This is a genomic window from Streptomyces sp. FH025 (assembly GCF_017427025.1).
Lineage (GTDB): Bacteria > Actinomycetota > Actinomycetes > Streptomycetales > Streptomycetaceae > Kitasatospora.
The window spans coordinates 1-11,484 of record NZ_JAFLNG010000201.1 but is presented as its reverse complement, the minus strand read 5'-3'; the positions used below and the strand labels follow the sequence as shown (position 1 = coordinate 11,484).

The following is an 11,484-nucleotide window of genomic DNA, read 5'->3' as shown; positions in this document are numbered from 1 at the left end:
CGCCGCCGACATCTACGTCCGCGCCACCGGCTGAGCCGCCCGGGTGCTCGTCGGAACCGGGTCCGCCGTGGTGGTGGCCCGGCGGGCCGGGGCCTGGCCCGCGAGCATGGCGGCGAGGGCCAGCACGAGGCCGAGGAGCTGCCACGGGGTGAGGGTCTGGCCGAGGACGACGAGGCCGCCGACCGTGGCCACCACCGGGTTGATCAGTCCGAGGAAGGACGCGGGCCCGGCGCCGAGGTGCTCGATGCCGCGGAACCACAGGACGTACCCGAGCGCCGTGCTGAACAGCCCGAGGTAGGCGAAGCCCGCCAGGTTGGTGGCGCTCATGGCGGGCGGCGCGCCCTCGACCAGCGCGGCGAGCGGCACCAGGAACGCCGACCCGGCGAGGAGCTGCCAGGCGGTCAGGTCGAGCAGGGTGGCGCCCTCGGGGCGGCCCCAGCGGCGGGTGAGGACGGTGCCCATGGCCATCAGCCCGACCCCGGCGACCATCGCGGCGATCCCGATGCCGTCCAGCTTCGCGCCGCTCTTCAGCACCAGTAGCGCCACCCCGCCGACCCCGGCCAGCCCGGCGAGCAGCGCCCGCCGTCCGGGCCGTACGCCGAGCACGCCGATCGAGAAGCCGGCGACCAGCAGCGGTTGGATCGCCCCGATGGTGGCCGCGACGCCGCCGGGCAGGCGGTACGCGCCGACGAACATCAGGGGGAAGAACAGCCCGATGTTGAGCATCCCGAGCACTGCCGCACGCCCCCACCAGCGACCCCGGGGCAGTTTGCGGCCGATCAGCAGCAGGAGCAGCCCGGCCGGGAGGGCCCGCAGCGCGGCGAGCAGCAGTGGACGGCCTTCGGGCAGCAGCTGGGTGGTGACCAGGTAGGTGGTGCCCCAGGCGGCCGGGGCGAGTGCGGCGGTGGCGGCGATCCCGGCGCGCTTGCGGTCCATGACGTTCCCCTCAACGTTGATTATCTGAACGTTGAGATATTTTCTACGCCTCGAGGTCTGCGAACGTCAAGTATGTGAATGTTAAGATATCTAGGGCAGTCGGACAGTCGGTCGGACGGCAGCTCCCGGAGGGTGGACCACCATGCAGCAGCGCGACACCGTCGATGACATCGCCGAGCAGTGGGCCAGGAACCGCCCGGACCTGCCCCTGGAGGCGATGGCCCTGATCGGCCGGCTGCGGCGGCTGAACGTCCGGGTCGACAACGCCCTGCGCGAGTACTTCGCCACCTGCGGCCTGGACTCCTCCGAGTTCGACGTCCTCGCCACCCTGCGCCGCTCCGGCGAGCCCTACGAACTCAACGCCCGCGCCCTGCTCAAGTCCGCCATGGTCACCTCCGGCGCCATCACCAACCGCGTCGACAAGCTCTCCGCCAAGGGCCTGGTCGAGCGCAACCCCTGCCCGAACGACCGCCGCGCCGTCCTGGTCCGCCTCACCCCGGCCGGCAAGGAGCTGATCGACGCCGCGATGCCCGGCCACATCCGGAACGAGGAGCGGATCCTCACCGCCCTCGACGCCGACGAGCGCGCCCAACTCGACGCCCTGCTCCGCAAGCTCCTCATCGCCCATGGCGACACCGAGCCGCTCCTCGGCTGATCCCCGCCTCGGTGTACGGCGTGCGGCCGTAGCGGTTCGACGGTTCGCGTGTCCACGACCCGCCCGGCCGCGTTATCCCACCGGGACGCCGCACCGGAGGAGAGGCTCGATGAAGCACAAGACCCCCAGGGAGATCGCCGTCGACGACCAGCTGCGGGCGGCGGGGGCGGAAGGTGCCCAGTGGCTCGCCGCCGCGGGGTGGGGGCCGCCGGTGAAGGTGCCCCTGCAGAACGCGGCCAAGTGGCAGCAGGAGACCCGGGCCCGGATGTTGGCCGCGCAGATGGACGAGTCCTGCACGTGGTGCGACCACCTGCTCGACGGGGGGCCGCAGCCCGTCGTCGTCCACGCCGAGCACCCGACCCACCTGGTCTGCCGCGCCTGCTCGATCGGCGCCCGCCCCGCCCGCCTCTGCCTGGACTGCGGGCAGCCGGCCGGCTCAAAGTCCGCGCTGGACGGCCGGGAGGACGTCTTCATGGGTGCGGTGGCGATCTACACCCGCCTCCGCTGCGTCGCCTGCTTCCGCGCCGACCCGCTCAACGGGACCTTCGGTACGGGTGGGTACTGAGGCGGCCTCGTCCCGGGCCGGGCAGCGGCGAGGTGGTCGGGCCGTGAGTCCGGGCCGTGAGTCTGGGGCGGGTCAGAGTCGGGCGATCAGGGCGTAGCGCTCGTCGTTCACCGGGCCGCCCCAGAGCGCGGTGTCGCCGCTCAGCGGCTCGATGTGCAGCTCGGCGACCAACGGCCGTATGGCTGTGGCGAGTTCGTCCGCCGTGACGCCGCCGTCCCACGGCAGGTGCTCCGCGCCGGCGACGTACGGCCGTACGGGCCGGCCTGCCTCGCGCCAGCGGCCCTCGACCAGGACGAGCCGACCGCCCGGCCGGAGCAGCCGCACCCAGGCGCGCAGGGCCTGCTCCGGCGCGGGCAGGGTCCAGATCAGGTGGCGGCAGAGCAGCACGTCGAAGCGGCCCTCGCGGAACGGTGGCGCCGCCGCATCGCCCACCACGAAGTGCCCCGGCAGCCCGGCGGCCGCCAGTTTGGCCCTCGCCCGCGTGACCATCCGCGGTGCCAGGTCCACCCCGCTGACCCGGTGGCCGTCCGCAGCGATCAGCTGCGCCAACGACCCCGTCCCGCACCCGACATCCAGTACGTCCGCAGGCCCCGGCGGCAACCAGCGCCGCACCCGCCGAGCCCAGGCCTCCCGCGTCGGTGCCGCCCGCAACCCGTGATCCGGCTCGTCGTCGAAGCCCGACGCGGCCGCGTCCCAGTACCCGGCGATGGCTCGGCTGGAGTCGCTCATGCCGGGCATTGTCGCAACCGGCACCGACATTTGGGCCGGGGCGGCGACACGGGGGATCGGTCAGGTTGAACTCCCGTGGCGCCGGTCGTCCGCCGGCCGGGCACTAGCCGCCGATGGGGAAGGGGATGCCCCGGCGGTCGGCGGACAGTGATCGGCGGATGGCGTTGACCAACTGCACCTGCGCCCGGGCGGGCGCCTGACGGGCCTGCTCGAACTCGTCCGGGGGGAGTGGGTTCGTCAACGGGCCGCGGGTGCGTGCCACCTGGTCGAGGAAGGTATCGACGGCGAGGCCGAACTCGTGGATCGCAGCCGCGACTTCGGCGGGGGCGACCAGACTTGCGCGCATCAGAGCCGCGCTCCACTCGCCCCAGTCGTAGTCCCAGCCCCGCCGGTCGCCGTGGGCCCGCCTGAGCTCCATCGTGAACCTGGCATAGTGGCCGAGCAGTTCCTGGTAGGCGGCGAGCTGCTGGTCGCGTGACCACTGCCGGTCCTGGGCGCTGCGGGTGACGATGCCGCCGACCAGGACGCCTACGGTGGCGGAGAGTGCACCCGCCGCCGTCGTCATCAGCGTGTCCAGCACCGTGCCTCCCGGGCGGGGCGTCGACCAGCAGCCCCAGCGTAGTTGTTTCGGCCCGCCGCGCCCGGTCGTTCTTGCACGCCCCGGTCCGCTGAGGACCGGTGGCTGCCAGGCGTAGTCGGGGGCGGAGTGGCTGAGGAGGGTGCGGGTGGGGAGGAGGCCGATGGCTCGTGGCATGGCATCAACACCCTTGTGGCTAGCGGGCAGTGAAGCGCTGGAAGGCCCCGGTGGCGACGGTCCGCGCTGTGGGTGAACGGGGTCACCTCGTCGCGTCGGGTGGCGATCGCGCGCGGGCGGGGCCGGTCGGATCGCGGTTGATTCCGGGTTGTTATCAGGTGATCGCGGCGGACCCCGAGACTCGGGGCCGCGCGAAGCGGCATGATGTGGTCCGCTGTTTCGGTGAGATCGATGACGGGGCGTGAAATGACGGAAGGTCAGAGTCCCTACCCGGAAGATCATTTCAGTGGGGGTGGCGGCTTCGAGGGGGTGCGGCTCTGGGCCGACGCGGCGGCCGGGCGGGCGGAGCTGCTGCTGCCGCCGGATCCGACGGGGCCGCCCCGGATCATGTTGGACGACCAGGACCTCCGGGACCGGGCGATCGACGAACTCGATCGGATAGAAGGCCTGTTGGGGGAGGGTGACGAACGGCGCCCGGTGCTGGCCGCACGGCTCGGCGCGCTGCTGGGGTGGCGCCACCTTCAGCGGGAGAGCGAGCCGGCGGACCGGGAACGGGCGATTCGGCTGCTTCGCGAGGCCCGCTCCGCCGTTCCCGCCCTGCCGGCGTGGGAGATGCGGCGGGCCGGGCTCGCGCTCGTCATGCTGCTGCTCCCGTTTCCGCGGATCGAGGCGACCGGCCGGGCCGCGTTCGGCGAGATGATCGCCTACCAGAGCGCCAACGCCGCGGCGTTCCACCCGGACAACCCCGCCTTCGCCGAGGCGCACGCCCTGCTGGAGGAGCTCGCCGACGTGCCCTGGCCGGCCGAACTCGCCCGGCGGCTGGACCTGATGCGGACGGTGCTCGGGCTGGCGAACGGCGGCGTGGACCAGTTCTTCGCCGCCATGGGGCCGATGTTCGACGCGCTGCCACCCGACTTCCCGTTCCTCCAGCAGTTCCGCGTGATGCGCGACTTCATGCCCGATGCCGCCTCACCGTCCGACGAACCCGCGCAGGGCCCGGAGCCCGAGCAGCAGCCCGCGAAGAGCCCGGAGGTCGAACAGCGGTCCGCGAAGAGCCCGGCGGCCGAGCAGGAGTCCGACGAACGGATGCGGGCGATGCTGCTCGCCGCGATCAACATGTCGGTGCCGGGATCGTTCTCCCAGGCCCAGGCCGACGACCTGGCGGATCTGGTGCGCACCGCCCGGGTCCACGACACCGACGATCCCGAAGCCCCGGCCGTCGACGCGATCGCGTTCGCGATGCTCAAGTTCGTCGAGGCGATCCGGGACTCCGACCTGGACGGCCTGGCCGAGGCGATCGAGCAGCTGGGGCGCGGCGGTGAGGGGCTCCCACCGGACAACGCCTGGCACCAGACCATCAGCGCCCTCATGCCGCTGCTGCTCGCCCTCGCGCCGAACCTGGGCGGGAACCAGCAGGACCGGGAGACGGCGGAGCGGCTGATGGCCGAGGCGGTGGGCCGGTTCGCCGCGGAGAGCCCGTCGGCGGCGAGCGGCGCCTTCTTCGGCATGTCGCGGGTGCTCGCCATCCGGGTCCGGATGGACCGGTTGGTGCAGGAGGAGGACGCCGAGGGGATGGAGGAGTGCCTCGCGGAGGTGCGGGCGCTGCGCGAGGCGGGCCTGCCGGGGGAGGTGGTGCCGATCTCCGAGATGGTGCTCGGCGACGTCTACCAGCAGCTCGGCCGGTTGCGGGACGACCCGCGCCTGGTGGAGACCGGTCTGGAGTACAGCATGGCCGCCGTGGAGGCCCTGGCGCCGCTCGCCGAGAGCGTGGGCATGCTCGACGCGTGGCGCACCTCCCTCGCGACGATCCGGGGCGGCCTGGCCAAGGACCCCGAGTTGCTGCGGGCGGAGTTCGAGGCACCGCAGCCCGAACCGCCCGAGGGCGCACTCGGACGAACCCACGCGGCGCGGATTCGTGGCCTGGCCCGCGCGGTGCAGGCCGAGATCACCAACGACCGGGACGACCTCGACCGCGCCATCGAGAACCTGGCGGCCCTCCGGGCGGACCTGGACGCCAACCGCGGCGGATACGGCGACGCCGATCTGCTGTGGTCGCTCGCCGACCTGTACCGGCGCCGGAACGACACCGAACTCGACGACCCCGCACACGCCGCGCAGGCCATGGTGGAGTCCTTCGAGGCGCTGGCCGCCGACGTGCTGCTGGAGGCCACCGCCGAGCACCGCCTGCTGACCGCCCGCAACGGTGCCTCGCGAGCGCTCCAGGCGGCCTGGTGGGCCGGCTCCCACGGGCAGACGGAACGCGCGGTGACCATGCTGGAGCTGGGCCGGTCGATGGTCCTCCAGGCCACGGCGGTCGCGGCGGAGGTGCCCGAACTGCTCGCCGCGCGCGGTCATCGGGAGCTGGCCGAGGCGTGGCGGGAGGCCGGTGCCGGGACGGAGGCGGGCGGGCTGCCGAGCCGGCTGCGCCGCCAGGCCCTGGACGCGCTCGGGTACCGGGCCGGCTCCGGGCCGTTCGAACCGGCCACCCTCGACGAGCTGAAGGCGGGCCTGGGGCCGTCCGAGGCGGACGCGCTGGTCTACCTGGTGCCGGGCGGCTCGGCCCCCGGCATGGCGGTGATCGTCGGCCCCGACCTGGAGCCCGGGGTGCTCGCCCTGCCGCTGCTCGCCGCGGACGGGCGGGCGCCGCTGGAGGAGTACCTGAACGTCTCGGCCGAACGTTCCCGGCTGCTCAAGGAGGGGCCTGGTGAGCGGCGGGAGGAGGCGAAGGAGGTGGAGGAACGGTGGGAGCGGGCGCTGTCCGCACTGGCCGACTGGGCCCTGCCGGCCGCCGTCGCCCCCGTGCTCCAGGGTGTCGCCGAGCGCCTGGCGGCCAACCCCGGGCGGCACCGCGGCCGCCCCGGCGGGCCCCGGTTGGTGCTGGTGCCGTGCGGCAACCTCGGCGTGGTGCCCTGGCACGCCGCGCGGCTGCCCGAGGGAGCCCCGCACCGGTACGTCTGCGAGATCGCGGTGCTCTCCTACGCCGCCTCCGGACGGGAGTTCCTGCGCGCCGCCGCCCGCGAGCGGCTCTCGCCGGGCGGGCGGGCGGTCCTGGTGGCCGATCCGCGCCTGGACCTGACCTTCTCCGAGCGGGAGGTGCTCGCGCTGCGCGACGACTGCTACCCGGAGGCCGAACTCTACGGCGCCTACGTCGAGTCGGCGGATCCGCCGGTCGCCGAGGGAACGCCCGAGGAAGTGCTCGGCCTGCTGCCCGGTGGGCCGTCGGAGGCGGAGCCGGTCGCGGTGCTGCACATCGCCTCGCACGGCACGGCAGGGGTGCGGCCCACCGTGTCGGCGCTCAACCTGGCCCTGCCGCCCGGTGGTTCACCGGTGCCGGACGGAGCCCCGGACGCCGGGATGCTGACGGTGAGCCGGCTGCTGGACCGGCCGTCCGGCGCCGCCGCACCCGCCGGCCCCCTGGTGGTGCTGAGCGCCTGCGAGACGGACCTGAGCACCCGGGACCACGACGAGGCGCTGACCCTGGCGACGGCCTTCCTGGCCGCCGGGGCCAAGGACGTGGTCGGTTCGCGCTGGACCGCCCGGGACGGCGCGACGGCGCTGATGATGGCGGTCTTCCACCACCGTCTCGCCGTGCACGGCCGCAGTCCGGCGGACGCGCTCCAGGACGCGCAGCGCTGGATGCTCGACCCCGGGCGCGTCGCCCCGCCGGACCTGGACCCGGAGCTGGCGCGCGAGGTCGGGCAGCCGTACCTGGACCGACTGCCGGTGTGGGCGGCCTTCGTCCACCAGGGCCACCCGGGCGCCGCGCCCCGGCCGTACCGGGAGAACCGGCCGTACCGGGAGAAGCCGCACCAGGAGAAGCCGCACCGAGAGAAGGAGGAGGCATGACCGCGGAAGCGCTGCTGGCGCTGCTCCGCCGGCACTGGGACGACGTGGCCGCCGCGCTCGACGAGCGGCACCGGGAGGTGCTGCTCGCCCGGCTCGACGCGCTGGCCGGGCTACAGGGGGGCGACGAGATGGCCGTTAAGCGGGCGTTGCACGGGGTGAAGCTCGCGCTGCTGCCGCTGCCGCTGGACCACCCGGTGCGCCGGGCGCTGGACGGCGTACGGCTGGTCGCCGCGGACCCCCGCCCCGCCGCGGGGGCGGCGCGGGAGCTGCTGGACTGGCTGTCGGCGTCCACCGCTCAGTCCGTCGAACAGCCCGTCGAACAGTCGGACAGGCAGCCGGACGAACGGCCGGACGAGCAGGCCGGTACCCGGGAAGCCGACGCGCTGGTCGCCGAGGCCCAGCGGCGCCTGCTCGCCGCGCCCGCGCTCAGCGACGCCCAGCTCGACTCGCTCCGGGTGCCGGACGCCGGGCTGATCCGGTTGCTCGACACCGAGGGCGAACCGCGTTTCCCCGCCTTCCAGTTCGCCGCCGACGGCAGCCCGCTGCCGGTGGTGACCAGGATCAACGCCCTGCTGCTCGCCGACCAGGACCCGTGGGGCGCCGCCGACTGGTGGCTGGGCGGGAACAGCTGGCTGGGCGGCACGCCCGCCCGGTTGCTCGGCCTGGTCTCCGACGACCTGCTGACCGCCGCCGCCGTCGCACTCACCGAGGGGGACTGATGCCGCCCCAGGCCCCGCCCCCCGACTCCGAGACCTTCCGGATGGACCCGGTCCTGGAGACCCTGCCGGCCGGCACCGAGCTGTGGCGCTGCCACCAGACCCGGTACCCCGGTGGGGAGTTCAGCCCCGTACAGGCCGACGTGCACTTCGGCGGCAGCCGCTTCGACGGCACGCCGCTCGACCCGTACCCGTACCTCTACGCGGCGCCCGAACAGGCCACCGCGCTGGCCGAAGTGCTGCTCCGCGCGGTGCCGTTCGACGGGTCGACCGGCACCAGGCTGATCCCGCACGCCCGGGTGGCCGGCCGCTCGCTGACCGCGCTGCGCACCGCCGTGGACCTGCGGCTGATCCGGCTCGTCACCGAGGAGGACCTGGCCGCGATCTGCCAGGACTCCTGGCTGCTGGAGACCGAGGGGCCGGGCTACGCCCAGACCCGCCGCTGGGCCACCGCGCTGCGCGCCCGGGTGCCGCACGCCCAGGGCCTGCTCTGGCAGTCCCGGCGGCACCGGCCGAAGCGCGCGCTGGTGCTGTTCGGCGACCGCTGCGGGACGGAGCCGGTGAAGACCGACCCGGGCGGCTCGTTCCCGCTGGACACGCCCCAGGGCATGGCGGCGGCGAACCGGCTGCTGGCCCCGCTGCGCGCCGTCCTGGTGCCGCGTACGGCGGTGGAGGTGGCCGCGCCGTGACCACACCGACGACGGCGCTCGGCTTCGGCCGGGGCTACGACGAGCGGCAGCCGGTGATCGTGCTGCTGGACACCTCCGCCTCGATGGCCCGCCCGGCTGACCGGCCACGGATCGCCGAGCTCAACCGGGCCCTGGAGGAGTGGTTCGGCTCGGTGCGCGCGGAGCCGCGGCTGCGCGCCCGGGTCGAGGTGTGCCTGATCGCCTTCGACAGCGTGGTCCGGGTCTTCGACCCGGCCACCGGGGCGCTGGTGCCGGGCGCCACGGCCCGGGACGGGTCGCCCTTCGCACCGATCGACGGGCTGACGCCACCCGAGCTGCACGCGGACGGCTACACCAACCTGCTGCCCGCGATCCGGCTGGCGCTGGAGCTGGGCGCCCGGCGCCACCGGGAGCTGACCGCCCAGGGGCTCCCGGCGCTGCGCCCGCTGATCTGGCTGCTCACCGACGGCGCGCCCACCGACGAGTTCGGCCGGGCCCTGACCGCCGCCGAACTGGCCGCCGAGGCCGAGCAGTTGCGGCGGGCGGAGCGGGAGCGCGGCTGCGTCTTCTTCGTGGTCGGGGTGCAGGGGGCGGACCGGGACCTGCTGGAGGTGCTCGCGCCGAAGGCCACGTACATGCTGGAGCACCTCGACTTCGGCCGGATCTTCGACTTCCTCTTCCAGAGCGTGAGCCGGGTGCACAGCGACGACTCGGCCGCGCAGACCCACCAGCAGGTGGCCGAGTACGCGCTGCTGCGGCTGGCCATGAACGGCTACATCGAGGAGGGGCGGTGAGGGCGCCGGGCCGGATCGTGGCCGGCGCGATGGTCCAGGGCACCGGCCACCTGGCCACCGGTCGCGGCTGCCAGGACGCCTTCAAGGCGGCCGCCTCCCCGGACGGTTCGGCGCTGGTGCTGGCGGTCGCGGACGGGGCGGGCAGCCGGGCGCGCAGTGCGCTCGGCGCGCACCTGGCGGTGGACCTGGCCTGCCGGCTGCTGGCGGGCGACCCGCCGTCGCCGGACGCGGACGAGGACGGCTGGCGGGACTGGCTGGACGGTCGGGCCGGCGCGGTGCTGGACGGGTACCTGGGCGCGGTCCGGGCCCTGCTCGCGACCGAGGCCCCCGAGGACGGCGGCGGGGACGACGAGGACGCGCTGGCCGCCACCCTGGCGGCCGCCGTGATCCGTCCGCCGTGGGTCGCCCTCCTCCAGGTCGGGGACTGCTTCGGCACCGTACTGACCCGACCGGACGGTGACCGCGGCGAACTGTGCCGACTCGCCCTCCCGCCCCGGCGGCCCGCCGACTTCCTCTCCAGCCCCGACGCCCGGGAGCGGATGGTGACCGCGGTGCTGCACGAGCCGCGGCTGAGCGGCGTGGTGCTGGCCACCGACGGCTGCGCCCCGCTCGCCCTCGACCACCCCTCCGTCGAGGGGCTCCCGGTGGAGCACGGCCCGCTCGCCTCGCCGCGCTTCTTCCGGCCGCTGGCCGCCGCGCTGCGCGCCAACGGCGGTGACGCCGAGCCGCTGCGCGCGCTGCTCTCCGGCCCCCGGGCGGCCCGCAGCGGCGACGACCTGACGGTGCTGTGCGCCTTCTCCCCGGACGGTGGCCCGTGGTCGTGAACGTACTGGCCGCGGACGGACGGCGCTGGCGGCTGGCCGAACAGGTCGGCCAGGGCGGCGAGGGCGTGGTGTTCACCGTGGCGGAGCGGCCCGAGCTGGTGGCCAAACTGGTGCCGTACCCGCCCGATCCGGCCGACCACCGCGAGCGGATCGAGCGGCTGGTGCGCCAGCGGCGCGAGCCGCGCACCGTCCGGCTGCTGTCCGGCCGGCTCGGCACGGTGGCCTGGCCGCTGCTCGCGGTGCGCACGGCGCGCGGCGAGGGGCACGGCTACCTGATGGCCGACCTGCGCCCGCGCTACCACCCGCTGGACCGGCTGCTGTTCGCGGCCGGCCGGGAGCAGTACCTCCCGGGCGCGGACTGGGGGACGGCGCTACGGGCCGCGGCCGGGCTGGCCGCCCTGGTGGCGGCGGTGCACGCGGAGGAGTACCTGGTGGGGGACCTCAAGCCGGGCAACATCTGGGTGGACGAGCACGGCGGAGTCGCCCTGTCCGACGTGGACTCCTGGCAGTTCACCGACCGTGGACGGCTGTTCGCGAGCCGGCCGCGCACGCCCGGCCACATCGCGCCGGAACGGGTCGCCGACCCGGCCGCCGAACCGACCCGGGCGGCGGACGACTTCGTCCTGGCGGTGCTGGTCCACCAACTGCTGATGGCCGGTCTGCACCCGTTCGCCGGGCTGCCCGCGGACGGCGGCCCGTACCTCTCGCAGGACGACAACCTGCGGCACGGCCGCTGCCGGCTGGTCGACCGGCGCAGCGTGCTGCTGCCCGAGCCGCTGCCGCCGCTCGACCTGCTGCCGGTCGCGGTGCGCACCCTGCTGCGGGCCGCCTTCGGGGACACCGGCCGCAGCACGCCCGCGAGCCGGCCCACGGCGGCCGACTGGGCCCGGGTGCTCGGCGCGGAGCTGGGCGAACGACGGCTCCGCCGCTGCTCGGTGAACCGCCGGCACGTCCACACCGTGGAGCGGCCCTGGTGCCCGTGGTGCGATCTGGCCGA

At 74.9% G+C, this 11,484-nt stretch carries 11 protein-coding genes; 8 read left to right on the top strand and 3 right to left on the bottom strand.

Annotation, left to right across the window (positions count from 1 at the left end):
* Positions 1-12: 12 nt before the first annotated feature.
* The gene (locus tag J0670_RS16520; RefSeq protein ID WP_207812344.1) at positions 13-936 is read right to left on the bottom strand and encodes an EamA family transporter; all 924 of its coding nucleotides are present in this window, start codon (positions 934-936) and stop codon (positions 13-15) included.
* Between the two features lie 142 nt (positions 937-1,078).
* Here J0670_RS16520 and J0670_RS16515 point away from each other — a divergent pair, with 142 nt between their 5' ends.
* Both J0670_RS16515 and J0670_RS16510 read left to right on the top strand, forming a co-directional pair.
* Entirely contained in the window at positions 1,079-1,591 is a 513-nt protein-coding gene (locus J0670_RS16515; protein WP_207812343.1) for a MarR family winged helix-turn-helix transcriptional regulator, read from the top strand.
* Between the two features lie 109 nt (positions 1,592-1,700).
* On the top strand, positions 1,701-2,156 hold the full coding sequence (locus tag J0670_RS16510; RefSeq protein ID WP_207812342.1) for a hypothetical protein: 456 nt from the start codon (positions 1,701-1,703) through the stop codon (positions 2,154-2,156).
* A 72-nt stretch (positions 2,157-2,228) separates the two neighbouring features.
* On the opposite strand, the gene J0670_RS16505 is transcribed toward J0670_RS16510, so the two are convergent.
* Together J0670_RS16505 and J0670_RS16500 are read right to left on the bottom strand one after the other, a co-directional pair.
* The gene (locus J0670_RS16505; RefSeq protein ID WP_207812341.1) at positions 2,229-2,885 is read right to left on the bottom strand and encodes a class I SAM-dependent methyltransferase; all 657 of its coding nucleotides are present in this window, start codon (positions 2,883-2,885) and stop codon (positions 2,229-2,231) included.
* 103 nt (positions 2,886-2,988) lie between these two features.
* On the bottom strand, positions 2,989-3,465 hold the full coding sequence (locus J0670_RS16500; RefSeq protein WP_307806547.1) for a hypothetical protein: 477 nt from the start codon (positions 3,463-3,465) through the stop codon (positions 2,989-2,991).
* Positions 3,466-3,885: 420 nt separating this feature from the next.
* On the opposite strand from J0670_RS16500, the gene J0670_RS16495 reads away from it, so the two are divergent.
* From J0670_RS16495 to J0670_RS16470, 6 genes are all read left to right on the top strand, one after another.
* Positions 3,886-7,485: a CHAT domain-containing protein gene (locus J0670_RS16495; protein ID WP_207812340.1), complete on the top strand. Its 3,600-nt coding sequence runs from the start codon at positions 3,886-3,888 to the stop codon at positions 7,483-7,485.
* On the top strand, positions 7,482-8,204 hold the full coding sequence (locus J0670_RS16490; RefSeq protein ID WP_207812339.1) for a hypothetical protein: 723 nt from the start codon (positions 7,482-7,484) through the stop codon (positions 8,202-8,204). Before J0670_RS16495 ends, J0670_RS16490 begins: the two co-directional genes overlap by 4 nt.
* A complete protein-coding gene (locus J0670_RS16485) occupies positions 8,204-8,890 on the top strand; it encodes an RES family NAD+ phosphorylase (RefSeq protein WP_207812338.1) in 687 nt (228 codons plus the stop codon). The genes J0670_RS16490 and J0670_RS16485 overlap by 1 nt, the downstream gene beginning before the upstream one ends.
* The gene (locus J0670_RS16480; protein ID WP_207812337.1) at positions 8,887-9,663 is read left to right on the top strand and encodes a hypothetical protein; all 777 of its coding nucleotides are present in this window, start codon (positions 8,887-8,889) and stop codon (positions 9,661-9,663) included. Before J0670_RS16485 ends, J0670_RS16480 begins: the two co-directional genes overlap by 4 nt.
* Positions 9,660-10,487, top strand: a complete 828-nt coding sequence (locus J0670_RS16475) for a protein phosphatase 2C domain-containing protein (RefSeq protein WP_307806546.1) — start codon at positions 9,660-9,662, stop codon at positions 10,485-10,487. Before J0670_RS16480 ends, J0670_RS16475 begins: the two co-directional genes overlap by 4 nt.
* The coding region (locus J0670_RS16470) for a hypothetical protein (RefSeq protein ID WP_207812336.1) at positions 10,484-11,484 on the top strand (1,001 nt) is incomplete at its 3' end. The genes J0670_RS16475 and J0670_RS16470, both read left to right, overlap by 4 nt.

Coding starts and splice junctions, on each gene's coding strand:
- J0670_RS16520 (WP_207812344.1), bottom strand. CDS start 936: ATGGACCGCAAGCGCGCCGGGATCGCCGCCACCGCCGCACTCGCCCCG.
- J0670_RS16495 (WP_207812340.1), top strand. CDS start 3,886: ATGACGGAAGGTCAGAGTCCCTACCCGGAAGATCATTTCAGTGGGGGT.
- J0670_RS16490 (WP_207812339.1), top strand. CDS start 7,482: ATGACCGCGGAAGCGCTGCTGGCGCTGCTCCGCCGGCACTGGGACGAC.
- J0670_RS16485 (WP_207812338.1), top strand. CDS start 8,204: ATGCCGCCCCAGGCCCCGCCCCCCGACTCCGAGACCTTCCGGATGGAC.
- J0670_RS16515 (WP_207812343.1), top strand. CDS start 1,079: ATGCAGCAGCGCGACACCGTCGATGACATCGCCGAGCAGTGGGCCAGG.
- J0670_RS16505 (WP_207812341.1), bottom strand. CDS start 2,885: ATGAGCGACTCCAGCCGAGCCATCGCCGGGTACTGGGACGCGGCCGCG.
- J0670_RS16510 (WP_207812342.1), top strand. CDS start 1,701: ATGAAGCACAAGACCCCCAGGGAGATCGCCGTCGACGACCAGCTGCGG.